The sequence below is a fragment of the Nitrogeniibacter mangrovi genome, assembly GCF_010983895.1.
Taxonomy (GTDB): Bacteria; Pseudomonadota; Gammaproteobacteria; order Burkholderiales; family Rhodocyclaceae; genus Nitrogeniibacter; species Nitrogeniibacter mangrovi.
Genome location: NZ_CP048836.1, coordinates 2,096,155 through 2,120,551, shown reverse-complemented (window position 1 = coordinate 2,120,551; position 24,397 = coordinate 2,096,155). Strand labels below are relative to the sequence as shown.

Genomic DNA, 24,397 nt, shown 5'->3' with positions numbered 1-24,397 from the left:
CGCGGAGATCAAAAAAACCGGCGTTTCGACGCCGGTTTTTTTGTGGGCGCCGAGCGCTCAGACGCTGCTCAAAGCGGTGCGGGCGCGTTCGACGTCGAGGCGGGCGAGTGCGTCGAAAGGCTGGCAGGTGGCGGCAGCGGTCATGTTGTGTTCCACCGCCTGTTCGTTGTCGTGACGCCGTCCCATCGACAGCACGTGGGCGAACTCCATGCGGGTGACGGGACTGTCGGGATCGAGCGAGAGCGCCTTTTCGAAGCACCGCAGGCCCGCTTCCCGGCTGGCGCCATGGGTGACCCGGCCGACCACCGTGCCGACCTTGTCGATCACTTCGAAGTGATAGACGCCCAGCGTGGCATAGGCGGCGGCGTGGCTCGGTTCGAGTGCGAGGGCGGTGTTCAGGCTGTGGTGAATCTTGCCGCCGAGCCCGCGGGCAAGCGCCTTGACCACCGAGATGCGTTGGCTGTAACGACCGAGCGCAAGCGCGTGCAGGAACCAGGCATTCGCGCAGCCCGGGTCGATGTGGGTCAGATCCTCGCAAAGACGCGCCGCGGCACACAGCAGGGCGAGCGCTTCACGGTCGTTGTTCTCCAGATAGGTGGCGTAGGCAATCTGCGCCCGAGCCGCCACCACAGCGCCGATCGGACCGAGTGCCTGGGCGGTGCGGATGGCGGTGCCGAAGTCGCCCGCGTGGTAATCCCGCCAGGCCGACTGCAGCCCGTTGGCGAGCCGGTTCGGGTCGGTGTCGATGACCAGTGCCCGTCCGCATCGATTGATCCGTTCGGCAACCCGTTCCGGATCGGGGAATGGCTCCCGATCGCCCCGGTGCAGTCGACTCCATTGCTCGGACAACGCGGATCCCGCGTAGCGATACGCCCGGTCTCCATAGGGAAACGGGCGCCAGTCCATCTGCTTCATCGGTTCTCCTGCCTGACCCCGATATGATTGTTCTGATCCGGGTACTGAAGTGATGGTGCGTCGGTGCAGGAGCATAGCACTGGCGGCGGGCGAGAACATGGCGCAGCGCAATAAAGCGCCTGCCCACCTTCGTCGGTCATGCAGCGAGCGAAGAGATGAAGCGGGCGAGCACCATGTCCTTGTCGCTCAGGCCGCCCACGTCGTGGGTCGACAGGGTGATATTCACGGTGTTGTAGACGTTGTGCCAGTCGGGGTGGTGATCGAGTCGTTCGGCCATGAGCGCGATGCGGCTCATGAAACCGAAAGCCGCGTTGAAGTCCGCGAAGCGGAAGCTGTGGCTGATGGCGCTGCCGTCCGCATTCAGGTGCCAGCCTTCGAGCGCCGCCAGGTTCTGGGTCAGCACATCACCGGTCAGTTTCTTGCTCATCGGTCTGCTCCGTCTTACTTGAGGGAAAAATCGACCCGGGGCTGGGCCTTGTCGGCGTTGCCGCCCTTGGGGGCCACGAGGAAAATGCGCGCAGCGTTGATCTTGCCGGTGCCCACCAGCCAGTCGCGCACCGCCTGGGCGCGATGCTTGCCGAGCGCGGCGACGGTTTCGGCCGTGACGGGGGCGCTGGCGAGCATCAGTGCGCGCATCTGCTCGGCCGGAATCGTCTTGGCGAAACCGATGAGGTTGCGGGGCTTCTTGATGTCGGCTTCGTCATAGGCGTCCTTCAACAGCGCATCGCGCCGCTCGGCGGGGATCTCGATGGACTCGAGGGACGCCGGCGGCTTGCCGGCGTCGATCAGTTCCTCGCGGATCACTTCGCGCATGCGATCGTCGAGCCAGTGCTGGCGCAGGCCACGCTCGTCCGCCGCCGGATCGGTGCGCCCGGTCATTTCGATCTTGAGCGCGGGGCGTTCGGTCAGCGCCTTGGCCAGGGTTTCCAGCTTCTTCACGGCGGTCGGCTCGAGCCGGCTCGAGCCCGGCGCGAAATCGACATAGGCCAGTTCCTCGCCGCCGCCGAACATCGAGCCGATCAGGGCGAATGGCGAGGTCACCGCCTTGACGATGAGGTTGAAGAAGGCTCGCCAGACGAGGCCGCCGACGCTGAACTTGGGGTCATCCAGGGTGCCACTGACCGGCACCGACAGGTTGATCTCGCCGCGGCCGTTCTTGAGCAGCGCCACGGCGAGCTGCACCGGTAGATTCACCGCATCCTTGCTCTCGACCTTGTCACCAAAGGTGAGCTGATCGAGCAGGACCTTGTTCTGTGCGGTCAGGACACGATCCTCGACCTTGTAGTTCAGATCCGCCGAGAGCTTGCCCTTGCTGATCCCGTAGCCGATGTACTTGCCCGAATAAGGGGAGATGGTCGGCAGCTGGAAATCCCGCACCGTGGCGAGAATGTCGAGATAGCGGTCCTGACGCAGGGGATTGAGTTTCCCGGTGACCTCCACCGGCGCGCCGTGGTCGATGGCGCCATTGAGCGACAGGATGGCGACGCTGTCCGCCGAGGACGACAGGCCTTCCAGGGTGCCGGACACTTCGGTCAGGTTGGCGTCGTAGTTGGGGCGCACGAAACGGTCGCTGTACTGGACGTTGCCTCCGGTGACCGCGATCTTGCCGATCCGGATCGGCGGCAGTGCCTCCGACGGCGGCGGAACCTCCGCCTTGGCGACTTCGCCCTTGGGCGGCTCGGCGTCGGCTTCGGCGCCGGTCAGCTCGCGGAAATTGAGGCGCCCTTTCGCGTCGAGAATCAGCCGCGAGTAGAAATCGGCAAGATCGATCTCGTCCACCGCCAGCGACAGGGGGGCGGTGTCCACATCCAGGCCCTTGAGCCGGAAGTCCTGCCAGCGCAGGAAGTCGGTGTCGTTGATCGTGTCCCGGGCGATGAGCTCGCCCACGCCGGCATCGCCGCGATAACGGATGCGCGGCGCGTTGGATGTCAGGTTCGACAGAGTCAGCTGTCCGGCGACGGAGGCCTGCGCCGAACGGATGTCGATCGCCTTGGCGCGCGGGATGTACCCCCGGAAGGCGCGCAGATCGAGCTTCTTGAGGTCCACGCGCAGCGCGGTGTCGAAGGTGTCGAGCCGGCTCTTGCCCTTGATGGCCAGGTAGCCGGTGCGGTTGAGCACCGTGCTCAATTCGACGCTGATCGCGCCCGGATGCGCCAGGTCGATGGCGCCGACACGGGCGTTGAGCCGCCCGGCCTCGAGCCGGGCGACGGGCCTGACACTCTGATCGGCGACGCTGATCGTCCAGCCCTCCAGCGAGGTCTGGCCGATCCGGACGGCCGGCGGCGCGGTGGCCGATGCGGTGGCGGGTTCGGACGCCTCGGACGGCTTCACGATGCCGGCCAGGTCGATGCCGCCGTTGCGGTCACGGTTCAGGCGCACGGTGCCGCCCGTGGCATTCACGTTGGCGATGCTGACCGCGAGTGGCGCGGCGGTGACGTCGACGCCGCCGAGCTCGAGGCGCTTGAGTGAAATCGCGGCCGCCTTGGCGTTGTCCAGCGCCAGCGCGAAGGCATCGAGCCGGGCTGTGGCGTCCTTGATGACAAAGCCCGTGTCGTCGAAGCGGTACGGGACGTGCGCGCCGAGGGTGCCGCCCTGTACCGCCGCGCCCTGGAGCGCCTGGCCGAAATAGGGTCGGTAGCGCACCACCGGCAGCGCCGCGAGGTCGATTTCGCCCGTTGCCTGGAAGGGCGCGAGCTGTATCGTGCCGTCATGGCTCAGCGTCTCCCCGGCGTCGCTGTGCGCGGAGAGCACGAGATGGGCCGGCGTGGCCGATGCCGTATCCAGCCCGGTGAGTTCGATACCAAGGCCGGACAGCGTGGTGGAGAACGGTCCGGCCGGGGCCATGGCGTCGGCGATGCTCACCTGCCCGTCGGAGACCGAGAACCGGTCGAGGCTCAGGACGAAGGGCGCGCCTTGTGCCGCCTGGGGTGCCTGCGCTTCCGTCTTCGGCCCGGCTGCCTGGGGCGGCGCGAGCGCCATCAGGTTGAGCTTGCCTGCGGCCGAACGGACCACGTTGACCTGCGGCGCCTCGACGCCCACGTCGGCCAGATGCATCCGCTGCGCGAAGATGTCGTACTCGGCCAGCTTGGCCGTCACCCGGGAGGCGCTCACCAGGGCGCGGGCGTCGCGGTCGGTGATCGCCAGGTCGCTCACGGTGGCGGTGCCGGAGAGGGTCAGCCGCGGCGCGCCGGTGGCCGGCTGTTCGAAGCCCAGCTGCAGATCGAGCGCGAGTTGGCCGCTCGCGAGGCGGAAATCCGGGTCATAGGGCAGATAGGCCAGATACGGCGCCACATCGAAGGGGGCGAGCGTGATGTCCACGTCGGTGGCCAGATCCTTGGTGAACGGTCGGGTACGGCCATGCAGCTCGAGCGGCGAGCCGTTGATCAGTGCCGACAGTTCGGGCTGGACGTAATGCTCCACCTGCGCCGGGAAGCCCGAGATGAACGGAATGCCGATCTTGAGCGCGCGCACCGTGTGGGTGAGCCCCGCCGGCCGATCGTTGATGTCGATCTGGCCGGCATCGATACGGATGTTGTTCACCGAAAAGCGCGCCGGGCCGTCGTCTTTGGGCGTCGGCTCGGGTGAGGACGTCTTGAATCGCGCCAGCACGTCGGACCAGTTGCTGGTGTGTGCGTCGAGGCGGGTGAACACGAAGCGCGGGGCGTCGATGTCGAGCCGCGAGAAGATCAGCCCCCAGTGGATGATCGAGCGCCACTGCAGCTGCGTCTCGATGGCGTCGACGGCGGCCGCGTCGCCCTGCCCGTCGGCTTCCTTGACGGCCAGTTGTTCGAGCCGCAGCCGCAGCAGGAAGGGGTTAAACTGCGCCTTGCCCAGCGTGACCGTGCGACCGAGCGTTTCGCTCGCCTGACGCGGCAGCTGCCATTCGATCAGCGCCGGCAGCGCCAGAAAACCGAGCGCCGCATAGATGCCCAGTGCGATGGCGACCCGCCACAGCCAGCGTCTGATACGCGCCGGCCGGGCTTCGGGCGGCGTGCGGTAGTCCCCCATGGCGCGGTCTCCTTTGTTCTTCAGCTTATCAGCGCCCCCGGGTGGTGTGAACACGGCGCCGCACCGACGTGGCGGTTGCCCGCGGCGCATCCCCCGGGAGAGAATTGCGTCCCTTTCTCCCAGACCGCCGGCGTTCCCATGGGTTTCAATCAGAGTGTCGACGTGATCGTCATCGGCGCCGGTGCGGCAGGGATGATGTGTGCCGCCCAGGCCGGTCAGCGCGGCCGCCGGGTGGTGCTCGTCGATCACGCGGAAAAGCGCGCCGAGAAGATCCGCATCTCCGGCGGCGGGCGGTGCAACTTCACCAACCTGAACGTCTCCGCGGCCAACTTTCTGTCGTCCAACCCGCATTTCTGCCGCTCGGCGCTGGCGCGCTACACCCCACAGGATTTCATCGCCCTGGTGCAGCGCCACGGCATCCGCTATCACGAGAAGACCCTCGGCCAGCTGTTCTGCGACGAGAGCAGCGCCCAGATCATCGAGATGCTCGAGCGCGAATGCGCCGACGGTCAGGTGCACTGGGCCCAGCCGGCCCGGGTGCTCGACGTCGCCCACGAGGCGGCGGCCGGCTACCGGGTGCGCACCGATCGGGGCGAATTCGACGCGCCGAGCCTCGTCATCGCCACCGGCGGGCTGTCCATCCCCAAGATCGGCGCCACCGATTTCGGCTACCGCATCGCACACCAGTTCGACATCCCCGTGGTGACGCCCCGCCCGGCGCTGGTGCCGCTCACCCTCGATCGCGCCACGCTCGATGCGCTGGCACCGCTGGCCGGCGTCGCGTTCACGGTGGAGGCGCGCTGCGGCGACGGGCGCTTCCGCGAACAGGCGCTGGTCACGCACAAGGGCTTGTCGGGGCCGGCGATCCTGCAGATCTCCAGCTACTGGCAGGCCGCCTGTGCCGCGGGCCATCCCGAGCCGGTGGTGCTCGACCTGTTCGCCGGCGACGATGCCGACGCCTGGCTCGACGCCCATGCCAACAGCAACGCCCTGCCCGGCAACCTGCTTGCCGAGCGCCTGCCGCGGCGTTTCGCCCGCGCCTGGGCGCAGCTTCAGGGTGCCGAGCGCGCCCTGGCGCAGATGAGCGAACGGGAACGCCAGGCGTTGGCGCAGGCGCTGTCCCACTGGGCGCTGACGCCCTCGGGCACGCAGGGTTTCGCCAAGGCGGAGGTAACCCTGGGCGGCGTCGACACCCGTGCGCTGTCGTCCAAGACCATGGCGGCCACCGCCCGGCCCGGCCTGTATTTCATCGGCGAGGTGGTGGACGTGACCGGCCATCTGGGCGGCTATAACTTCCAGTGGGCCTGGGCCTCGGGGCATGCCGCCGCGCAGGCGCTCTGAGGCCTGCCGGCACGATTGTTACAACGTCACGGCGCTGTCACACACAGTCACTAGCCTTGTCGCCGTTCAGGCTCTGACCGTGACGCTGCATGCAAAACGTTCGCGCAATCTTCATCTCCGACGTCCATCTGGGTACGCGTGGCTGCCAGGCCGACCGCCTGCTCGATTTCCTGCGCCACTACGAGTCGGAGTATCTCTACCTGGTCGGTGATATCGTCGATTTCTGGGCGATGAAACGCAGCATCCACTGGTCGCCGACGCAGAACACGGTGATCCAGAAGGTCCTGCGGCGGGCGCGCAAGGGTTGCCAGGTGATCTTCGTGCCGGGCAACCATGACGAAGCCCTGCGCGAATACTCGGGCATTGCCTTCGGCGACATCCAGCTCATCAACGAAGTCGAGCACACCACCGCCGACGGGCGCCGCTTCCTGCTCCTGCACGGCGACGAATTCGACCAGGTGACGCGCTACCACAAGTGGGTCGCGGTGCTCGGCGACATCGCCTACAACACCCTGGTGTGGATCAACACCTACCTGTCCCGCCTGCGACGGCGCCTCGGCCGGCCCGGCTACTGGTCGCTGGCCGGTTATGCCAAGCGCAAGGTCAAGAGCGCGGTGAGCTTCATCTTCGATTTCGAGGACTCGGTGATCCATGCGGTGCGCGAGCGCGGTGTCGACGGAGTGATCTGCGGCCACATCCACGCTGCCGCCATCAAGGACATCGACGGCATCACCTACGTCAATTGCGGTGACTGGGTCGACAGCTGCACCGGTATCATCGAGCACATGGACGGCCGTCTCGAACTGGTCGAGTGGATCGGCCACGCGATCCCGCGTGCCCTGCCCGGCCCGGAGCCCGAAACGGACGCCAACGAGGAACAGGCGGCGCCACTGCCGGCCGCCGCTTCAGTGGAGTCGTGAGCGCGTCGGCGACGAGGTCACCAGCTCCAGCATGCCGGCGATCTGCACCACATCGACCGCGCGACCGAGCATGACCACCGCGCCCCGGTGCCGGTTGTCGCCGGTGTCCGAATACTCGAAGCGATAGACGCGGCGCAGGCACAGCTGCCCTTCGGCGTTGCGCGCCGGCCGGGTGCGTTCGGTAGCCACGGTCTCGTCGAGAAACTGATGGCCGACCCGCTCGCAGGCCTTGCGCGCCGCCGCCAGCGCGATCTCGCGCGTCTTCAGCGAATCCATCCAGAACCAGACGAACAGGCCGATCAGCGCGAACGGCAGCAGATCCCAGGGTGTGATCATGGCGCCTCCCGCAGGCGACGGGCGCCGTCCGCATGGCCTACAATCGGACACAGGACATCGTCCCCGGTCGGCCGCGGTGCGGCCGGGCCCGTGGATTCATTGGAGCGTGATCGCATGAAAAGCCTCGTACTGACCGTCATCGGCGACGACCGCCCCGGCCTCGTGGGCGAACTGTCGCGTCTCATCAGCGACCAGGGCGGCAACTGGCTCGAGTCGTCCATGGCGCAACTGGCGGGGAAGTTCGCCGGCATTCTGCGCGTCGACGTGGCCGATGCCGAAGCGGCGGCGCTGATCGAGGCACTCGAAGGCCTGGAAGCCTTGAAGGTGCACGTCACCCAGGCGGGCGCGCCGCCGGCAAGTGGTGCGGCCCCGCGTCGTCTGCACCTGACCCTGGTGGGCCAGGACCGGGTCGGCATCGTGCGTGAAGTCTCGCAGGTGCTGGCACGCCACCGGGTGAACGTGGAAGAGCTCAACACCCTCACCTCGAGCGCGCCCATGTCGGGCGAGACGCTGTTCCATGCCCGGGCCAGCCTGCAGGCCGATCGCGACCTCGACGCCGGTGCCCTCAAAACCGATCTGGAAGCCCTGTCCAACGACCTGATCGTGGACATCTCGCTGGACGAGGTCGTCTCCATCTGAGTCGGCGCCCTATCGGCGCGCGGACAGGAAGGCATTGACCGCCGCGGCGTGGTCGTCGCTGTCGTGGGTGAGCGCCTGGTAGGCCGCGGCCAGTTGCAGGATGCTGTCGAGCCGCTGGGTCTGGGCCTCGCGCAGCAGGCGCTTGGTCATGCGCACCGCCGGCCCCGGGTTGGCGGCGATGCGGGCGGCCACGCTCTGCGCATGAGCCAGCAGGTCGGCGTCATCGACCACCGCCATCACCAGGCCCCAGTCGAGTGCGGTCTGCGCATCGATCATGTCGCCGGTCAGGCTCATCAGCGCCGCGCGCTGGTAGCCCACCACGCGTTGCAGCCACCAGGCGCCGCCGTCGCCGGGAATCAGGCCGAGCTTGACGAAGCTTTCCGCGAAGCGGGCCGAGCGGCCGGCCACGCGCAGGTCGCACATGCACGCCAGGTCGCATCCCGCCCCCACCGCCGGCCCGTTGACCGCCGCGATGGTCGGGATGTCGAGCTGCCACAGGGCCAGCGGAATGCGCTGGATGCCGCGCCGATAGTTCTCCCGGACCTGCATGGCGTCGCCCTCGGCCAGGCCCTTGCGGTCGCGGAAGTCCTTGACGTTGCCCCCGGCACAGAAGGCGGAGCCGGCGCCGGTGAGCACCACCGCACGCACGTCGTCGTCGTGCTCGAGCTGCGCGCAGGCGTCGACGATGGCGTCCCACTGCGCCGGTGAGCTCAGCGCGTTGCGGGTCTCCGGCGCGTTGAGGGTGAGCGTCACCACGCCCTCATGGCGGTCGGTCAGGAGGAAATCAGTCATCGTCGTCGGTTCCCAGTCGGGTGTATTTGTCGGCGCGGCCGTAGGCGCGATCCACCGGATAGCGTTCGGCGTTGATCGCGAGCTTCTCCAGCGCCGCGGCGCGCAGGTCGATGTCGAGCCGGTCGGCCAGGCGCACCAGATAGAGCAGCACGTCCGCCAGTTCATGGGACACCGCCTGTCGATCCGCATCGTCGAGCTCGGCGGACGCCTCGGGCGTGAGCCACTGGAAGTGCTCGACCACCTCGGCGGCTTCGCCGACGAGGGCCATCGCCAGGTTCTTGGGGGTGTGAAACTGCGTCCAGTCGCGTGCTTCGGCAAAGTCGCGCAGCCGATCGCGCAGCAATTCGAGGGTGTCTTGAGAAACGGTCATGGGGCGATTCTCACAGCTGCTGGCCGTCGAGCTCGAAGCGGGCCCCCTCATGGGTGCCGAGCCGCTCGACCAGCCAGGGCAGCGCTTGCGCCAGGGTATCGCGCAGGGTGTACGGCGGATTGACGACGAACATGCCACTGCCGGTCATGCCGAAGCCGTCGGCGGCCGGCAGGGTGACGTCGAGACGGGCATGCAGCCAGCTGTGGGCGTCACCGGCGAGCGCCTGCAGGCGCCGGGGCAGCGAGCGCGAACCGCCGTTGGCCAGCACCGGATACCAGACCAGGTAGCAGCCGGTGGCGAACCGGGTGAGCGCATCCTCGAGGGCCGCGACCACGGTGTCGTAGTCGTGCTTGATCTCGTACGACGGATCGATCAGGACCACCGCGCGCCGGCTCGGGGCGGCAGGCTGGCCTTGAGCCCGGCGAAGCCGTCCTCGACCCGGACCTGCACGCGCTTGCCGGCGCTGGCGAAATGGGCGGTCAGGGAGCGGGCGTCGCTCGGATGCAGTTCGAACAGGCGCAGCGTGTCGCTCGCGCGCATCAGCCGATGGGCGATCTCGGGGGAGCCGGGATAGTGGCGCGATCCGGCGCGGTCGAATCCGCTCACGGCCAGATAACGGGCAACCGCGGGCGGCGCGTCGGCGACGCCGGCAAGGCGGACGACGCCCTCCTCGGCCTCGCCCAGCTTGCGCGCATGGGCGCTGTCGAGGGCATACTGTCCGGCACCGGCGTGGGTGTCGATGTACCAGTAGGGGGCGCCCTTGCGGTTGAAGTAATCGAGCACCTGGACCAGCACCAGGTGCTTGAGGACGTCGGCATGATTGCCGGCATGGAAAGCGTGGCGATAGCTGAGCATTGGCGCGGTGTTGCCGGGTTGGACAGAACGAGATCGTATCATCGCCGCAGGCAGGAACCGGGGGCGGGATCGGGCGAACCGCTCGTCCGCGCCCTGCAAATAGAGTTTGCACTGCACCATACGATTGATATGATTGCGCTTTTTTTCGCGGCCAGACATGGCAGCATGGACGCACAGACGTCCAGCGAACGGTGTGAGGTATAGGGATGGGAGTCTTTGCGCTCGATACTCGGGTGCCGGTACTGGGTCGGGGCAGCTGGGTGGCGGACAACGCGACCGTGGCCGGACGGGTGGTGCTCGGTGAGAACGTCAGCATCTGGTACGGCGCCGTGCTGCGCGGCGACAACGACCCGATCACCATCGGCGACAACAGCAACGTGCAGGACGGCTCGGTGCTGCACACCGACGACGGCGTGCCGCTGACCATCGGTCGCAACGTCACCATCGGCCACATGGCCATGCTCCACGGCTGCGAGGTGGGCGACGGCTCGCTGATCGGCATCAACGCGATCGTGCTCAACGGCGCGCGCATCGGGCGCAACTGCCTGATCGGCGCCAATGCGCTGATCCCCGAGGGGCGTGACATTCCGGACGGCTCGCTGGTGGTCGGCTCGCCCGGGCGCATCATCCGCCAGCTCACCGAAGAAGAGATCGCCGCGCAAATGGACAGCGCCGCCAACTACGTGCGCCATCTGAGCGAGCACCGCGACGGCCTGCGCCGCATCGACGCGCCCTCGGCCAACGGCTATCTCGCCGAATAGCGGCGAAGACTTGCGCCAGGTCAAGGTGCGCGCAGCGGTGGGCACCTAGACTGCATCGCGTGGGCTGCCTCTTTGCCCACACTCCTCCAGACATTGTCTCCTTGGCGCGTACAACCGGTACGCGCCTTTTCTTTTTTGTGGCCGGCTCACCGGCGCGGGGCGCCCCAGCGTCCGAGTACGACCACCGCGCCCAACACCAGCGCACCGCCCAAGCACTGCACCGGAGCCAGCGATTCGCCGAGAAACACTGCGGCGAGCACCGCCGTGACCACCGGCTCGAGGGTCGAGATGGTGGAGGCGTCTGCCGCCCCGAGTCGCGCGACACCGGAGAACAGCAGCAGCATGGCGCCCACGGTGGACACCAGTGAAATGGTCACCAATGCCGCCCAGCCGGTGGCGGAGACAGGCCACGACGGTGGATGCGCAAGCGCGACGAAAGCGAACACGGTCGTGGCCGACAGCATCACCACGGCAGCTGCCGATTCGGGGGCTTCATGCTGCAACACCCGATGACCGGTGAGCAGGTAGAGCGCGTAGATGCACGCGGCGGCAAGGCCGAAGCCATAGCCCAGTGCCTGCCCGCTCAGGTCACCACCGATGACCAGTCCGGTGCCGACGAGGGCGACGACGACACATGCAATGCGCACTCGGGTAAGCCGATGACCATAGAGCAGCGCTGCACCAAGGGTAACGAGCGCAGGATGCAGGTAGAGCAACAGGGCGACGAGTGCCGCGCTGGCATAGTGCAAGGCGGTAAAGAAACTATAGGACTGACTCACGTAGCCCACCCCGCCCATGAGGCACAGCATCACCAGGGTGCGCCCGCGGGGCCAGCGGATGCCGCGCACGGCGAGGGTCGGCACCATGACGGCCGATGCCAGACCGAAGCGCACCAGCAGCAGCGCCACCACGTCGGTGCCTTCGGCATAGGCGTGGCGCGCCAGGATGGCCATGGCGCCGAAGCAGATGGCCGACACCGCCGTCTGGAACACGCCGAGCGCTCGTGGAGTCATGGCCCATCCGTCATGAAAGCGTCGATTCTCGTGGCGTGCTCCACCCCTGTCAATCGACCTCAATTCACATCGCTTTACATGGCAAAGCTCGCCGTGGCGGCCGTGTTCCGGTATAAGGGGCTACCCGAATTCAACAGGTGTGCCATCGACATGCTGTCACGGATCAACGTCTGCCGCTGGTGTGCGCCGCTGCTGGCGGTTTGCTTGCTGTTGGCCCTGCCGACCCGGGCCGGCGCGCAGGAGCTGCCCACGGTCAACCTGTCCGCCGACGGTCAGGCGGAGGCCGACAACGATCTGGCGCGCGCCGAGGCCTATGCCGAAGCGACCGGCGACGATCCGCGTCAGGTCTCGGCCGAGGTGAATCGGCGCATCGCCGACGCCCTGGCCGTGGCCAAACGCTATCCGACGGTCACGGTGCAGACGGCCCAGACCGCCACCTGGCCGGTGTATGCCAAGAACAGCCGGACCATCAGCGCCTGGCGCATGCGCAGCGCGTTGAGCATCGAAAGCCGCGACACGGCCGCCTTCTCCGCCTGTGTGGGGGCGCTGCAGGCGACGCTGGCGATCGGCAACCTCAGTGTGGTGCCCTCACCCGAGACCCTCGCCGCGGCCGAGGATGCCGCGACGCTCGCCGCCATCGACGCCTTCGGAAAACGCGCCGAGATGGTCGCCAAGGCACTCGGGCACCGCTATCGGATCAAGACCCTCAACGTGGGAACGCAGCGCGGCCCCACGCTGGTGTTACGCGCCGCCATGGCGGCCGACCGCTCCGAAATGAGCGCGCCGGCGCCCGTGGAAGCCGGCCGGAGTCATATCACCATCCAGGTCAACGGGACCATCGAACTGCTCGACAAACCATGAAACACCCCCGTCTCGTGTCCGGACTGCTCGTGCTGTCCGGCATCATCGGCGCCGGCATCGGCCTGGCCGTCTCCTCTCCCGCCCCGGCGTCGACCGAGTTCGTCTGCACCGACGGCGAACGCCTGACGGTCGCCAACACCGGTGACACCCTGCGCATCCGCACCGGGACCGGCATCTTCACGTTGCAGGCGGGGGACGAACCGCACCAGTTCCTGGGCCAGTCGTTGCAGCTTCGCGTGCAGGACAGCGGGGTCGAGCTGCTGCGTGCCGGCAGCACCGAGGTCGTCCGCTGCCGCACCCTGCTCCAGCGGACGTGATTGCGCTCATCCAGCGGGTGAGTCATGCCTCGGTGGTCGTCGCCGGCGAGACGGTCGGACGCATCGACGCCGGCCTGCTGGCGCTGATCGGCGTGCAGCCGGATGACGACCCGGCCCGCTGCGAAAGAATGCTCGAGCGCCTGCTCGGTTACCGGGTCTTTGCGGACGACGCCGGACGCATGAACCGGTCGCTGGTCGACACCGGCGGCGGCCTGCTGCTGGTGCCCCAGTTCACCCTGGCGGCCGATACCCGCAAGGGGACACGCCCGGGCTTCAGCACCGCCGCGCCGCCCGAGCGCGCGGCCGAGCTGTTCGACGATCTGTGCGCCCGCGCCCGGGCGCGTCATCCCTTCGTCGCCAGCGGGCGCTTCGGCGCAGACATGGCCGTGAGCCTCACCAATCAGGGGCCGGTCACATTCTGGCTGGAAGCCTGAGGGCGGCTGCGTTACGCTAGGCGCTGTTCCGCCGTCCGTGCCGTCCTGCCATGCGTCGATTCCTGGTCATTCCGCTTGTCGCACTGCTGTCCTTGCTGGCGGGGTGTTCGAGTGCCCCGGTGATCGACGCCGATGCGCCGGTCGCCGGCAGGCACTTCGTCAGCCTGAGCTCGGCGGACGAGGCCGAACAGGTCGTGCTGTACGCGTACGGCCTCATCGGGACCGGCTATCGTTTCGGCGGTCGCAATCCCGAAGCCGGGCTCGATTGCAGCGGGATGGTGTCGTACATCGTCGAGCAGGTCAGCGGACAACGGCTCCCGCACAATGCGGCCCAGATCGCCGCGCAAACCCGCCCGATCCGCCGTGACGCCTTGCAACCGGGTGATCTGGTGTTCTTCAATACGCTCAACCGACGCCATTCGCACATGGGCATCTACCTGGGCGAAGGACGTTTCATCCACGCGCCGAGCAGCAACGGCTCGGTGCGCATCGACCGCCTCTCGAACCGCTATTTTTCAACCCGCTTCGATGGTGCGCGCACCCTTTTGCCCGCCATTTGACGCCTGGAGAACCCCATCCATGCCCGCACGCCTGATTCGCGACGTCATCGCCGGAAAACAGATCGTCACCGGCTTGCCGGAACTGACGGTGGTCGAGGCGGCCGCGCGCATGAACGCCGCGAAGGTCGGCGCGATCATGGTGGTGGACAAGGACGAGCTGCTGGGCATCTTTACCGAGCGGGACGGGCTGACCCGGGTGCTTGCCAGCAATCTGGCGGCCGATGCCGTGTGCCTGGCGCAGGTCATGACCCCGGATCCGGTGACCATCACGCCCGACCGGCCTCTCGGCCATGCGCTGCACATGATGCATGAAGGCGGCTACCGGCATGTGCCTGTCGTCGACAACGGGCGGGTGGTCGGCATGGTGTCCGCGCGCGATGCGCTGGGATTGGAGCTGGTGGACTTCGAAAGCGAGCTGGCGCGCCGCGACGACATCCATGTGGCGCTGTAGGCGGTGGCTCAGCGCTTCTGCGGCACCTGGACGAAGACTTCGTCGGGTTTGGTCAGCCCGAGTTCATAGCGGGCGCGCTCCTCGATGGCCTCGTTGCCGGTCTTGAGGTCGCGGATTTCGGCTTCGAGGCTGGCGTTGCGCTGCTCGAGTTTCTGGTTGACGGCCTTCTGCTCGGCCAGGTCGCGATCCGCTTCCCAGACGCGAAACCATCCCCCCTTACCGAACCACAGCGGGTATTGGAGCACGATCACCAGCAGGAGCAGGATCAGGATCGGCCAGCGCATGTCGAAGGGTCAAAACGGGCCGGCGTCAGGCCGGCCCGCAAACGGGGGACACCGGCCACTGTCGCAGCGGACCGGTGATGCATGCCTCGCCGCTTATCGGCGACGCAGGTTGTAGAAGGCGGACAGGCCCGGGTAGGACGCGGTATCGCCGAGATCTTCCTCGATGCGCAGCAGCTGGTTGTACTTGGCGATACGGTCGGAGCGCGACAGCGAGCCGGTCTTGATCTGCATGGCGTTCAGGCCCACCGCGATGTCGGCGATGGTCGAATCCTCGGTCTCGCCGGAGCGGTGGGAGATCACGGCGGTGTAACCGGCGCGCTTGGCCATCTCGACGGCGGCGAAGGTCTCCGACAGGGTACCGATCTGGTTGATCTTGATGAGGATCGAGTTGGCGATGTCCTGATCGATCCCCTGCTTGAGGATCTTGGTGTTGGTGACGAACAGGTCGTCGCCGACCAGCTGCACCTTCTTGCCCAGACGCTCGCTCAGGATCTTCCAGCCGGCCCAGTCGTCCTCGGCCATGCCGTCTTCGATGGAGACGATCGGGAAACGGTCCGCCAGCGTCGCCAGGTAGTCGGCGAAACCGGAGGCATCCAGGGTCAGGCCTTCGCCGGCGAGCACGTACTGGCCGTCCTTGTAGAACTCGGAGGAAGCGCAGTCGAGCGCCAGCACCACGTCGGTACCCGGCTCGTAGCCGGCGTTGGAGACCGCCTCGAGGATCATGTTCAGCGCTTCGTCGGTGCCGCCCACGTTGGGGGCGAAGCCGCCTTCGTCACCGACGGTCGTGGGGTAGCCCTTGGCATCGGTAAGCTTCTTGAGATGGTGGAAGATCTCCGCGCCACAGCGCAGCGCCTCGCGGAAGCTGCCCATGGACACCGGCATGATCATGCATTCCTGGATGTCCAGCGAGTTGTTGGCGTGGGCGCCCCCGTTGATCACGTTCATCATCGGCACCGGCATCGCCATGGGGCCGGAACCGCCGAAGTAGCGGTACAGCGGCAGGCCGGCCTCTTCGGCAGCGGCCTTGGCCACCGCCATGGACACCGCCAGGGTGGCGTTGGCGCCGAGGCGGGACTTGTTCTCGGTGCCGTCGAGCTCGATCAGGGTGCGGTCGATGAAGGACTGTTCTTCGGCGTCGAGGCCGATGAGCGCTTCGGAGATCTCGGTATTGACGTTCTCGACCGCCTGCTGGACGCCCTTGCCCAGGTAGCGGGCGCCATCGCCGTCACGCAGTTCGATGGCCTCGCGGGCGCCGGTGGAGGCGCCGGACGGCACCGCCGCGCGGCCCATCACGCCGGATTCGAGCAGCACGTCGGCTTCAACGGTCGGGTTGCCACGCGAGTCGAGGACTTCACGGGCGATGACGTCAATGATTGCACTCATAGGACTTCCTGTTCTTGTCTAGATGATTGAAGTATCGGTTTGAGGCGGGCTCAGGCCTGTTCGAGGAATCCGGCCTGCTTGACCAGCCGGTCGAGGTCCCGCAGGGTTTCGAGCAGGGCCTTCATCTTCGGCAGCGGCCACGCGTTGGGGCCGTCCGACAGGGCGGTCTCGGGCGTCGGATGGGTCTCCATGAAGATACCCGCGACACCGGCGGCCACGGCGGCCCGGGCCAGTACCGGCACGAACTCGCGCTGCCCGCCGGAGGCGGTGCCCTGCCCGCCCGGCAGCTGCACCGAATGGGTGGCGTCATAAACCACCGGGCAACCGGTCTCGCGCATGATCGCCAGCGAGCGCATGTCGGAGACGAGGTTGTTGTAGCCGAAGGAGGCGCCACGCTCGCACACCATGATGGTGTCCGCACCGCCATTGGCGGCCCTGGCCTTGTCGACCACGTTCTTCATGTCGCCGGGGGCGAGGAACTGCCCCTTCTTGATGTTGACCGGCTTGCCGCACTGGGCCACTGCCTCGATGAAATCGGTCTGGCGGCACAGAAAGGCCGGCGTCTGCAGCACGTCGACCGCCGCCGCCACCGCGGCGATCTCGTCGATGGCATGGACGTCGGTGAGCACCGGCACGCCGATGGTCTTGCGCACGTCGGCGAGGATGTCGAGCCCCTTCTCCATCCCCAGACCACGATACGAGGTGCCGCTGCTGCGGTTGGCCTTGTCGTAGGACGACTTGTAGATGAACGGGATGCCGAGCTCGGCGCAGATGTCCTTGAGCGCGCCGGCGGTATCCAGGGCCATCTGGCGCGATTCGATCACGCACGGCCCGGCGATGAGGAACAGGGGCCGGTCGAGACCGGCCTCGAAATCACACAGCTTCACAGGCGCCCTCCCGGGCTTCGCGCGCTGTCAGCGCAGCCTTGACATAGGCGGTGAACAGCGGATGGCCCTGACGGGGATTGGAGGTGAATTCCGGGTGGAACTGGCAGCCGACGAACCACGGATGGTCCGGCAGTTCGATCATCTCGCACAGATCGGTGCCCGGCGCACGACCGCCCACCCGCAGACCGGCCTTCTCGAGCTGCCCCAGCAGGGTGTTGTTCACCTCGTAACGGTGGCGATGGCGTTCGATGATCTCCGGCTGCCCATAGACGTCGCGGGCCAGCGAGCCTTCCTGGAGCTCACAGGTCTGCCCGCCCAGGCGCATGGTGCCGCCCAGGTCGGAATTGTCGTCGCGGCGCTCCACCTGGCCGGAACGGTCCAGCCACTCGGTGATCAGGCCGATGACCGGATACTTGGTCTTGTCGTCGAACTCGGTGCTGTGGGCGCCCTTCATGCCGGCCACGTGGCGGGCATACTCGACCACGGCCAGCTGCATGCCCAGGCAGATGCCCAGGTACGGCACCTTGTGCTCGCGGGCGTACTGGATGGCGAGGATCTTGCCTTCGGTGCCGCGCTTGCCGAAGCCGCCGGGCACGAGGATGGCGTCCATCTTCTCGAGCACGCCGCAGCCCTTTTGCTCGATTTCCTCGGAGTCGAGGTAGTGGATGTTCACCTTGCTGCGGGTGTGCAGGCCGGCGTGGTTGAGCGCCTCGATGAGCGACTTGTAGGACTCGGTCAGATCGACGTACTTGCCGACGAAGGCGATGTCGATCTCGTGCTCCGGGTTTTCCAGTGCGTTGATGAGCCGGTCCCACACCGACAGGTCAGCGGCTTTGGCGAGGATGCCGAGCTTGTGGCAGACGATCTCGTCGAGCATCTGCTCGTGCAGCATGCCCGGGATCTTGTAGATGGAACTGGCGTCGAGCGCCTCGATCACCGCCTCGGGCATGACGTTGCAGAACAGCGCGATCTTGCGCCGTTCGTCCGCCGGGATCGAGCGGTCGGCACGGCACAGGAGGATGTCGGGCTGGATGCCGATCTCGCGCAGTTCCTTGACCGAGTGCTGGGTCGGCTTGGTCTTGAGTTCGCCGGCGGTGGGGATGTAGGGCAGCAGGGTCAGGTGGATGAAGCAGGTGCCGTTGCGCCCTTCCTCGATGCCCATCTGGCGTATCGCTTCCAGGAACGGCAGCGATTCGATGTCGCCCACGGTGCCGCCGACCTCGACCAGCGCCACGTCGGCGCCTTCGGCGCCGCGCTTGATGAAGGCCTTGATTTCGTCGGTGATGTGCGGGATGACCTGCACCGTCTTGCCCAGGTACTCGCCGCGACGCTCCTTCTTCAGCACCGATTCGTAGATCTGGCCGGTGGTGAAGTTGTTGCGCTTGGACATCTTGGCGCTGGTGAAGCGCTCGTAATGGCCCAGGTCCAGGTCGGTCTCGGCGCCGTCTTCGGTCACGAAGACCTCGCCGTGCTGGAAGGGGCTCATGGTCCCCGGGTCGACGTTGATGTAGGGGTCGAGTTTGAGGTGGGTCACACGGATGCCGCGCGACTCCAGGATGGCCCCCAACGAGGCCGCCGCGATGCCCTTGCCCAGGGAGGACACGACACCGCCGGTCACGAATACGTACTTAGTCATGAGAAATGCGGAGCGGGAAAGCGCAATGATACCCGAACTCCCCGTCCGCCCTCAACGCGGACGCATCCGTGCCCGTCGCGACCGTGAGTGCTCCCGAGCGAGCAGCACGCTGGCGAAAAACCGCCCGGAATCAACGGCATGCCCCGGTCGCCCAAACGTACGGAGCGCCCCGCTGCGCCACGGCACGCCTCAGCGGATGAACTCGCGGTTGATGCGCCGGAACTCGTCGCTGGCCGCCTCGCGCAGCCATTCGAACAACACCATCTCGCGCGAGACGATCCGGGCGCCTGCCGAACGCATGCGCTCGATGGCCAGGGCCTTGTTCTGCGGCGTCCGCGAGCCGATTCCGTCAGCGACCACGAACACCGTCTTGCCGATGGCGAGCAGATCGAGCACGGTCTGCAGCACGCACACATGGGCTTCGGTGCCGCCGACGACGACCTGCGGGCGCGCATCGACCGCCGTCTGCGTCAGGCAGCCTTCGGCAACGCAGGAAAAGTGGGTCTTGTGCACGACCCGGGCGTCGGGCGCGGCCTCGCGCAGCGCCGCGACCGACGGGCCGAGCCCCTGCGGATATTGTTCGGAAATGACACACGGCACGCCGAGTTGCGCGGCGCAGCGCACCAGTGCGAGATCGTTGTCCAGCACCGAGGCGCCCTCGTCAATGGCGGGATACAGGCGTTCCTGCAGATCGATGAGCAGCAGCGTGCTGCGGTGCCGGTCGATCAGATCGAGACTTCCGGTGGCGTTCATCGCGCCAGCTCCGGCCGATGGCGGAACTGTTCGAGCGCTTCGGGGTTGGCCAGCGCCTCGACGTTCCTGACCGGTTGGCCATGCACCACGTTGCGCACCGCCAGTTCCACGATCTTGCCGCTGCGGGTGCGCGGGATGTCCTCCACCGCCACGATGCGCGCAGGCACGTGACGGGGTGTGGTGTTCTCGCGGATGGTGCGCTTGATCCGGTCGATGAGCACGTCGTCCAGCTCGACACCCTCGCGCAGCTTCACGAACAGCACCACGCGCACGTCGTGCTCCCAGGACTGGCCGATCACCAGAGATTCGAGCACCTCGTCGAGCTTTTCCACCTGGCGGTAGATTTCCGCGGTGCCGATGCGCACGCCACCGGGGTTGAGCGTGGCGTCCGAGCGGCCATGGATGATCAGTCCGCCATGGGCGGTGATCTCGCAGAAGTCGCCATGGCACCACACCTTGTCGAAGCGCTCGAAATAGGCCGCGTGGTACTTGGCCCCGTCCGGGTCGTTCCAGAAACCGACGGGCATGGCCGGGAACGGGCGGGTGCACACCAGTTCGCCTTTCTCGCCTGCCACCGGCTGAGCGTTTTCGTCGAAGATCTCCACCGCCATGCCCAGCCCCTTGCACTGGATCTCGCCGCGCCACACCGGCAGGGTCGGATTGCCGAGCACGAAGCACGAGAGGATGTCGGTGCCGCCGGAGATGGAGGACAGGCACAGATCGGCCTTGATCGCGTCATAGACGTAATCGAAGCTCTCGGGCACGAGCGGGCTGCCGGTGGACATCATGGCGCGCACGCTGTCGAGCCGGTGGGTGTCGACCGGCCGGCGCCCGAGTTTGGCCAGATGGTCGATGAACTTGGCCGAGGTGCCGAAATGGGTCATGTGCTCGGCGTCGGCGTAGTCGAACAGGATGTCGCCATCGTCGACGAAGGGCGAGCCGTCGTAGAGCAGCACCGTGGCCTCCACCGCCAGTGCCGAGACCAGCCAGTTCCACATCATCCAGCCGCAGGTGGTGAAGTAGAAGATGCGGTCGCCGGCGCGCACATCGGTGTGCAGGCGGTGTTCCTTGATGTGCTGGAGCAGCGCCCCGCCCGCGCAATGGACGATGCACTTGGGCACCCCGGTCGTTCCCGAGGAGTACATCACGTAGAGCGGGTGATCGAAGGGCAGGCGCTCGAAGGCGATCTCGGTTTCGTGGGCGAAGGGCTGCACCACGTCCGCCCACAGCCGTGCATGGGCGATGCCGTCGATCGCCGGGTGCGCCTCGGCGTACGGCGCGACCACCACCCGGCGCAGCGAGGGCAGGCCCGCGGCCACTTCGGCGACCTTGGCGCGGATGTCCACGTGCTTGCCGTTGTAGTAGTAGCCATCCACGGTCACGAGAACCTTCGGTTCGGTCTGGCCGAAACGGTCGAGCACGCCCTGAACGCCGAAGTCCGGTGACGCGGAGGTGAAGATCGCGCCGATGCTGGCCGTGGCCAGCATGGCCACCACGGTCTGCGGCATGTTGGGCATGTAGGCGGCGACCCGGTCGCCGGGGGCGACGCCGAGATCGCGCAGCGCGGCGGCCAGGTGCGCCACCTCGCGGTACAGCTCGGCGTGGCTCAGACGCTGCTTGACCTTGTCTTCCCCCCAGAAGACCAGCGCATCGTGCTGATCCCGCCGGCGCAGCAGGTTTTCCGCGAGGTTGAGGCGGGCCTGGGGAAACCATGTCGCTCCGGGCATGCGATCGCCGTGTTCGAGCACCGTGTCGCCCGATTCGCCGATCACCCCGCCCCACGTCCACAGGCTGCGCCAGAACTGCTCGGGGTGACGCACCGACCAGGCATGGAGCTGCTCGTAGTCGGCCATCTCGAGCCCCCAGCGGGCGTTGGCCTGGTCGCGAAAATCGGTCATGCCGCTCGCTGCGATGCGCTCGGCACTGGGGGCCCACAGGGGCCGGTCCGGATCGTGGGTCGGTGTGCTCATCGTCTTGCCTCTCCTCGTGGTGTCTTATTGTGTTCTCTGCATCGGGTTCAGACCACCAGGGTCTGGCGCAATGCGTCCGGCAACGGGACCGATTTTCCGCTCTCGTGATCCATCCACACCACCTTCGCCGAGCCCTCGGCAAAGAGGCGATCGTCGCCCTCGGTGCGGATGTCGTACCAGGTCATCACGCTGCTGCGCCCGGGTTCGCCGGCGTAGAGGCGCACGATCACGGTGGCCGGATAGGTGATCGGGATGAGAAAGGTGCACGCGGCGTTGATGATCACCGGCCCGGTTCCCGCTTCGGTCAGCACCGGATAGCCCATGGCCTCGATCCACTCCACCCGCGCCTGCTCGCAGTAGCGGAAGTAGATGGTGTTGTTCACATGCGCATAGGCATCCATGTCGCCCCAGCGGACCGGGATCGTCGAGGTGTGCAGCAGCGTGCGTCGGGGCTCGGTCATTGCGGTGTCCTCGTTTGCTATTCTCATCATCGGAGCGGATGCAGTAACATACGCCAGCGTATGTTATCGTGCAACGCCAGCGGCGTTCGAGAGACAGGGTACGCTTGGGTGCATCGGACGAGAATGGGATCGACCCGACAATAACGGACACGGTGAAGGAGAACACAATGGAACGCGAATCGATGGAGTTCGACATCCTGATCGTCGGCGGCGGCCCGGCCGGGCTGGCGGCGGCGATCCGGCTCAAGCAGCTGGCCGACGCGGCGGGTACCGAACTGTCGGTGTGCCTCATCGAGAAGGCGGCCGAGATCGGGGCGCACATCCTCTCGGGCGCGGTGATGGACCCGCGCGCGCTCACCGAACTGCTGCCCGACTGGAAGGCCATGGGCGCGCCCCTGAACACCGAGGTCAGCGAAGACAAGGTCCTGTTCCTGTCCGAGACCGGCGGTCGCGCCCTGCCCAACGCCCTGCTGCCGGACTGCTTCGTCAATCACGGCAACTACATCGTGCGCCTGGGCAACGTGGTCAAGTGGCTCGGCGAACAGGCCGAGGCGCTGGGCGTCGAGGTCTATCCGGGCTTTGCCGGGGCCGAGCTCCTGTTCGACGAGGCGGGCGCGGTCAAGGGCGTGGCCACCGGCGACATGGGCCTGACCCGCGAGGGCGAGCAGGGCCCCAACTACCAGCCCGGCATGGAGCTGCATGCCAAGTACACCCTGTTCGCGGAAGGCTGTCGTGGCCATCTGGGCAAACAGCTCGAAGCCCATTTCGAACTGCGCAAGGACGCCGACCCGCAAACCTACGGCATCGGCATCAAGGAGTTGTGGGAGGTGCCCGCCGAGGCACACCGGTCGGGTCTGGTGGTGCACACCGCCGGCTGGCCCATGGACAACGCCACCTACGGCGGCGGTTTCGTCTATCACCTGGAAGACAATCTGGTGGCCATCGGCTACGTGGTGGGGCTGAATTACACCAACCCGTATCTGTCGCCCTTCGAGGAATTCCAGCGCTACAAGACCCATCCGATGATCCGGGGCTACATCGAAGGCGGCAAGCGGCTGGCTTATGGTGCCCGCGCCATCGCCGCCGGCGGGCTGCAGAGCCTGCCCAAGCTGAGCTTCCCGGGCGGCGGCCTCATCGGCGACGATGCCGGCTTCCTCAACGCCGCGCGTATCAAGGGCAGCCATGCGGCCATCAAGAGCGGCATGCTGGCCGCGGAGGCGGCCTTCGCCGCGCTGGCCGAAAGCCGGGAACGCGATGAGCTGACGGTTTACCCGGAAGCCTTCCGCAACAGCTGGCTGCACGCAGAACTGCACAAGACGCGCAACTTCAAGCCCTACATGAAGAAGGGCCTATACCTGGGCTCGCTGCTGTTCGGCATCGACCAGAAGCTGTTCGGCGGCAAGGTGCCGTGGACGCTGCACAACAGCGCCGATCACACCGCGCTGAAGCCGGCGGCCGAATGCACTCCGATCGACTATCCGAAACCGGACGGCACGCTGAGCTTCGACCGGCTCTCCTCGGTGTTCCTGTCGAACACCAACCACGAAGAGGAGCAGCCCTGCCACCTGCAACTCAAGAATCCGGAAGTGGCCATCGAGGTGAACCTGGCGCAGTTCGACGCGCCCGAGCAGCGCTACTGCCCGGCCGGGGTGTACGAGATCGTGCGCGACGAGGGCGGCGCCAACCCGCGCCTGCAGATCAATGCGCAGAACTGTGTGCACTGCAAGACCTGCGATATCAAGGATCCGACCCAGAACATCAACTGGGTGGTGCCCCAGGGGGGCGAGGGACCGATCTACCAGGGCATGTAGAATGGACCGGCGGGCATCGGCCCGCCCCGCTCACAAACGCCAAGGAGGATCGGGTGCCGACCATATCCACCCCGTCGTATCGTCATGTGCTCGCGTGTGCTGCGCTGGCCGCCCTCGCCCTTGTTCCGGCCGCCTCCCGGGCGGCCAAGTCGGGCGACACCTTCAAGGACTGGCGCATCCAGTGCGAACAGCCCAAGGGCGCGCCGGCGGAGCTCTGTCACGCCTATCAGCTGGTGTCGATGAAAGACACCAAGAAGCCCATCGTGCACATGGCCATCGGCTATCCGCCCAAGCAGACCGAGCCGGTGGCGATCCTCACCGTGCCGCTCGGCGTGGCCCTGCAGGCCGGTATCCAGATCAAGGTCGACGACGGCGAGCCGCTGCGCGTGCCCTACAACGTGTGCGCCCAGAACGGCTGTCAGGCCGGCGTGAAGATCGACGCGGCATTGCTCAAATCGCTGCGTGGCGGCAGCCAGGCGCACATCAGTTTTGCCAATCTGCAGCGGCAGGCGGTCGATGTGCCGGTCTCGCTCAAGGGCTTGAGTGCCGCCCTCGACGCACTGACGAAGTAAGCCCGCCCCGCAGAGGCGGCAACAAAAAAGGCGCCCGTGGCGCCTTTTTCGTGTGTTGCGGCGACGC

25 protein-coding genes and 1 pseudogene are annotated in these 24,397 nt (G+C 66.9%); 11 read left to right on the top strand and 15 right to left on the bottom strand.

Annotation, left to right across the window (positions count from 1 at the left end; all coding sequences use genetic code 11):
* Positions 1-57: 57 nt before the first annotated feature.
* The 3 genes from G3580_RS09720 to G3580_RS09710 all read right to left on the bottom strand — a co-directional run bounded on the left by G3580_RS09720 (position 58) and on the right by G3580_RS09710 (position 4,923).
* Entirely contained in the window at positions 58-915 is an 858-nt protein-coding gene (locus G3580_RS09720; RefSeq protein ID WP_217424461.1) for a tetratricopeptide repeat protein, read from the bottom strand.
* A 136-nt stretch (positions 916-1,051) separates the two neighbouring features.
* Positions 1,052-1,342 carry a 4a-hydroxytetrahydrobiopterin dehydratase gene (locus tag G3580_RS09715; protein WP_173765056.1) on the bottom strand — a complete coding sequence of 97 codons (291 nt, stop codon included), beginning with the start codon at positions 1,340-1,342 and terminating at the stop codon, positions 1,052-1,054.
* A gap of 14 nt (positions 1,343-1,356) precedes the next feature.
* Positions 1,357-4,923: a DUF748 domain-containing protein gene (locus G3580_RS09710; protein WP_173765055.1), complete on the bottom strand. Its 3,567-nt coding sequence runs from the start codon at positions 4,921-4,923 to the stop codon at positions 1,357-1,359.
* Between the two features lie 138 nt (positions 4,924-5,061).
* On the opposite strand from G3580_RS09710, the gene G3580_RS09705 reads away from it, so the two are divergent.
* Both G3580_RS09705 and G3580_RS09700 read left to right on the top strand, forming a co-directional pair.
* Positions 5,062-6,264 carry a BaiN/RdsA family NAD(P)/FAD-dependent oxidoreductase gene (locus G3580_RS09705; RefSeq protein WP_173765054.1) on the top strand — a complete coding sequence of 401 codons (1,203 nt, stop codon included), beginning with the start codon at positions 5,062-5,064 and terminating at the stop codon, positions 6,262-6,264.
* An 89-nt stretch (positions 6,265-6,353) separates the two neighbouring features.
* Positions 6,354-7,184 (top strand): UDP-2,3-diacylglucosamine diphosphatase, encoded by an 831-nt coding sequence (locus G3580_RS09700; protein ID WP_173765053.1) that lies wholly within the window; start codon positions 6,354-6,356, stop codon positions 7,182-7,184.
* Here G3580_RS09700 and G3580_RS09695 read toward each other — a convergent pair.
* Positions 7,170-7,520, bottom strand: a complete 351-nt coding sequence (locus G3580_RS09695) for a DUF3301 domain-containing protein (protein ID WP_173765052.1) — start codon at positions 7,518-7,520, stop codon at positions 7,170-7,172. The genes G3580_RS09700 and G3580_RS09695 overlap by 15 nt on opposite strands.
* A 114-nt stretch (positions 7,521-7,634) precedes the next feature.
* Here G3580_RS09695 and G3580_RS09690 point away from each other — a divergent pair, with 114 nt between their 5' ends.
* A complete protein-coding gene (locus G3580_RS09690; protein WP_173765051.1) occupies positions 7,635-8,159 on the top strand; it encodes a glycine cleavage system protein R in 525 nt (174 codons plus the stop codon).
* A 9-nt stretch (positions 8,160-8,168) separates the two neighbouring features.
* Here the strand turns inward: G3580_RS09690 and G3580_RS09685 are convergent, their stop codons facing one another.
* The 3 genes and pseudogenes from G3580_RS09685 to G3580_RS09675 all read right to left on the bottom strand — a co-directional run bounded on the left by G3580_RS09685 (position 8,169) and on the right by G3580_RS09675 (position 10,176).
* Complete coding sequence (locus G3580_RS09685; protein ID WP_173765050.1) at positions 8,169-8,951, bottom strand: crotonase/enoyl-CoA hydratase family protein; 783 nt, start codon at positions 8,949-8,951, stop codon at positions 8,169-8,171.
* Positions 8,944-9,321: a nucleotide pyrophosphohydrolase gene (locus G3580_RS09680; RefSeq protein ID WP_173765049.1), complete on the bottom strand. Its 378-nt coding sequence runs from the start codon at positions 9,319-9,321 to the stop codon at positions 8,944-8,946. The genes G3580_RS09685 and G3580_RS09680 overlap by 8 nt, the downstream gene beginning before the upstream one ends.
* Before the next feature lie 10 nt (positions 9,322-9,331).
* Positions 9,332-10,176, bottom strand: a pseudogene (locus G3580_RS09675) (23S rRNA (adenine(2030)-N(6))-methyltransferase RlmJ).
* Between the two features lie 206 nt (positions 10,177-10,382).
* On the opposite strand from G3580_RS09675, the gene G3580_RS09670 reads away from it, so the two are divergent.
* Positions 10,383-10,937, top strand: a complete 555-nt coding sequence (locus G3580_RS09670) for a gamma carbonic anhydrase family protein (RefSeq protein ID WP_173765048.1) — start codon at positions 10,383-10,385, stop codon at positions 10,935-10,937.
* A 146-nt stretch (positions 10,938-11,083) separates the two neighbouring features.
* Here G3580_RS09670 and G3580_RS09665 read toward each other — a convergent pair whose 3' ends face one another.
* Positions 11,084-11,950 carry a DMT family transporter gene (locus G3580_RS09665; protein ID WP_173765047.1) on the bottom strand — a complete coding sequence of 289 codons (867 nt, stop codon included), beginning with the start codon at positions 11,948-11,950 and terminating at the stop codon, positions 11,084-11,086.
* 150 nt (positions 11,951-12,100) lie between these two features.
* Between G3580_RS09665 and G3580_RS09660 the strand changes: the two genes are divergently transcribed.
* From G3580_RS09660 to G3580_RS09640, 5 genes are read left to right on the top strand one after another with little or no spacing between them, the layout of a single operon-like run.
* On the top strand, positions 12,101-12,811 hold the full coding sequence (locus G3580_RS09660) for an SIMPL domain-containing protein (protein WP_173765046.1): 711 nt from the start codon (positions 12,101-12,103) through the stop codon (positions 12,809-12,811).
* Positions 12,808-13,128 (top strand): hypothetical protein, encoded by a 321-nt coding sequence (locus tag G3580_RS09655; RefSeq protein ID WP_173765045.1) that lies wholly within the window; start codon positions 12,808-12,810, stop codon positions 13,126-13,128. The genes G3580_RS09660 and G3580_RS09655 overlap by 4 nt, the downstream gene beginning before the upstream one ends.
* On the top strand, positions 13,125-13,562 hold the full coding sequence (gene dtd, locus G3580_RS09650) for a D-aminoacyl-tRNA deacylase (RefSeq protein WP_173765044.1): 438 nt from the start codon (positions 13,125-13,127) through the stop codon (positions 13,560-13,562). The genes G3580_RS09655 and dtd overlap by 4 nt, the downstream gene beginning before the upstream one ends.
* A 50-nt stretch (positions 13,563-13,612) precedes the next feature.
* A complete protein-coding gene (locus G3580_RS09645) occupies positions 13,613-14,122 on the top strand; it encodes a C40 family peptidase (protein WP_173765043.1) in 510 nt (169 codons plus the stop codon).
* Between the two features lie 19 nt (positions 14,123-14,141).
* Positions 14,142-14,573 carry a CBS domain-containing protein gene (locus G3580_RS09640; protein WP_173765042.1) on the top strand — a complete coding sequence of 144 codons (432 nt, stop codon included), beginning with the start codon at positions 14,142-14,144 and terminating at the stop codon, positions 14,571-14,573.
* An 8-nt stretch (positions 14,574-14,581) separates the two neighbouring features.
* Here the strand turns inward: G3580_RS09640 and ftsB are convergent, their stop codons facing one another.
* The 7 genes from ftsB to G3580_RS09605 form a co-directional block, all read right to left on the bottom strand.
* Positions 14,582-14,857 carry a cell division protein FtsB gene (ftsB, locus tag G3580_RS09635; protein WP_173765041.1) on the bottom strand — a complete coding sequence of 92 codons (276 nt, stop codon included), beginning with the start codon at positions 14,855-14,857 and terminating at the stop codon, positions 14,582-14,584.
* Positions 14,858-14,950: 93 nt separating this feature from the next.
* Complete coding sequence (eno, locus tag G3580_RS09630; protein ID WP_173765040.1) at positions 14,951-16,240, bottom strand: phosphopyruvate hydratase; 1,290 nt, start codon at positions 16,238-16,240, stop codon at positions 14,951-14,953.
* A gap of 50 nt (positions 16,241-16,290) precedes the next feature.
* Entirely contained in the window at positions 16,291-17,127 is an 837-nt protein-coding gene (gene kdsA / locus G3580_RS09625) for a 3-deoxy-8-phosphooctulonate synthase (protein WP_173765039.1), read from the bottom strand.
* On the bottom strand, positions 17,114-18,763 hold the full coding sequence (locus G3580_RS09620) for a CTP synthase (RefSeq protein WP_173765038.1): 1,650 nt from the start codon (positions 18,761-18,763) through the stop codon (positions 17,114-17,116). Before G3580_RS09620 ends, kdsA begins: the two co-directional genes overlap by 14 nt.
* 189 nt (positions 18,764-18,952) lie before the next feature.
* Positions 18,953-19,516, bottom strand: a complete 564-nt coding sequence (locus G3580_RS09615) for a hydrolase (RefSeq protein WP_173765037.1) — start codon at positions 19,514-19,516, stop codon at positions 18,953-18,955.
* Positions 19,513-21,486 (bottom strand): acetoacetate--CoA ligase, encoded by a 1,974-nt coding sequence (locus G3580_RS09610; protein WP_173765036.1) that lies wholly within the window; start codon positions 21,484-21,486, stop codon positions 19,513-19,515. The genes G3580_RS09615 and G3580_RS09610 overlap by 4 nt, the downstream gene beginning before the upstream one ends.
* Before the next feature lie 47 nt (positions 21,487-21,533).
* Complete coding sequence (locus G3580_RS09605; protein WP_173765035.1) at positions 21,534-21,947, bottom strand: acyl-CoA thioesterase; 414 nt, start codon at positions 21,945-21,947, stop codon at positions 21,534-21,536.
* A 167-nt stretch (positions 21,948-22,114) separates the two neighbouring features.
* Between G3580_RS09605 and G3580_RS09600 the strand changes: the two genes are divergently transcribed.
* Together G3580_RS09600 and G3580_RS09595 are read left to right on the top strand one after the other, a co-directional pair.
* Positions 22,115-23,758, top strand: coding sequence for an electron transfer flavoprotein-ubiquinone oxidoreductase (locus tag G3580_RS09600; RefSeq protein ID WP_173765034.1), 1,644 nt, complete (start codon positions 22,115-22,117; stop codon positions 23,756-23,758).
* Positions 23,759-23,811: 53 nt separating this feature from the next.
* Positions 23,812-24,330: an invasion associated locus B family protein gene (locus G3580_RS09595; RefSeq protein ID WP_173765033.1), complete on the top strand. Its 519-nt coding sequence runs from the start codon at positions 23,812-23,814 to the stop codon at positions 24,328-24,330.
* Positions 24,331-24,397 lie beyond the last annotated feature (67 nt).

Coding starts and splice junctions, on each gene's coding strand:
- G3580_RS09670 (WP_173765048.1), top strand. CDS start 10,383: ATGGGAGTCTTTGCGCTCGATACTCGGGTGCCGGTACTGGGTCGGGGC.
- G3580_RS09665 (WP_173765047.1), bottom strand. CDS start 11,950: ATGACTCCACGAGCGCTCGGCGTGTTCCAGACGGCGGTGTCGGCCATC.
- G3580_RS09680 (WP_173765049.1), bottom strand. CDS start 9,321: ATGACCGTTTCTCAAGACACCCTCGAATTGCTGCGCGATCGGCTGCGC.
- G3580_RS09615 (WP_173765037.1), bottom strand. CDS start 19,516: ATGAACGCCACCGGAAGTCTCGATCTGATCGACCGGCACCGCAGCACG.
- ftsB (WP_173765041.1), bottom strand. CDS start 14,857: ATGCGCTGGCCGATCCTGATCCTGCTCCTGCTGGTGATCGTGCTCCAA.
- G3580_RS09660 (WP_173765046.1), top strand. CDS start 12,101: ATGCTGTCACGGATCAACGTCTGCCGCTGGTGTGCGCCGCTGCTGGCG.
- G3580_RS09640 (WP_173765042.1), top strand. CDS start 14,142: ATGCCCGCACGCCTGATTCGCGACGTCATCGCCGGAAAACAGATCGTC.
- G3580_RS09695 (WP_173765052.1), bottom strand. CDS start 7,520: ATGATCACACCCTGGGATCTGCTGCCGTTCGCGCTGATCGGCCTGTTC.
- G3580_RS09610 (WP_173765036.1), bottom strand. CDS start 21,486: ATGAGCACACCGACCCACGATCCGGACCGGCCCCTGTGGGCCCCCAGT.
- G3580_RS09705 (WP_173765054.1), top strand. CDS start 5,062: ATGGGTTTCAATCAGAGTGTCGACGTGATCGTCATCGGCGCCGGTGCG.
- G3580_RS09600 (WP_173765034.1), top strand. CDS start 22,115: ATGGAACGCGAATCGATGGAGTTCGACATCCTGATCGTCGGCGGCGGC.
- G3580_RS09700 (WP_173765053.1), top strand. CDS start 6,354: ATGCAAAACGTTCGCGCAATCTTCATCTCCGACGTCCATCTGGGTACG.
- G3580_RS09620 (WP_173765038.1), bottom strand. CDS start 18,763: ATGACTAAGTACGTATTCGTGACCGGCGGTGTCGTGTCCTCCCTGGGC.
- G3580_RS09685 (WP_173765050.1), bottom strand. CDS start 8,951: ATGACTGATTTCCTCCTGACCGACCGCCATGAGGGCGTGGTGACGCTC.
- G3580_RS09645 (WP_173765043.1), top strand. CDS start 13,613: ATGCGTCGATTCCTGGTCATTCCGCTTGTCGCACTGCTGTCCTTGCTG.
- G3580_RS09605 (WP_173765035.1), bottom strand. CDS start 21,947: ATGACCGAGCCCCGACGCACGCTGCTGCACACCTCGACGATCCCGGTC.
- G3580_RS09710 (WP_173765055.1), bottom strand. CDS start 4,923: ATGGGGGACTACCGCACGCCGCCCGAAGCCCGGCCGGCGCGTATCAGA.
- eno (WP_173765040.1), bottom strand. CDS start 16,240: ATGAGTGCAATCATTGACGTCATCGCCCGTGAAGTCCTCGACTCGCGT.
- G3580_RS09690 (WP_173765051.1), top strand. CDS start 7,635: ATGAAAAGCCTCGTACTGACCGTCATCGGCGACGACCGCCCCGGCCTC.
- G3580_RS09720 (WP_217424461.1), bottom strand. CDS start 915: ATGAAGCAGATGGACTGGCGCCCGTTTCCCTATGGAGACCGGGCGTAT.
- G3580_RS09655 (WP_173765045.1), top strand. CDS start 12,808: ATGAAACACCCCCGTCTCGTGTCCGGACTGCTCGTGCTGTCCGGCATC.
- G3580_RS09715 (WP_173765056.1), bottom strand. CDS start 1,342: ATGAGCAAGAAACTGACCGGTGATGTGCTGACCCAGAACCTGGCGGCG.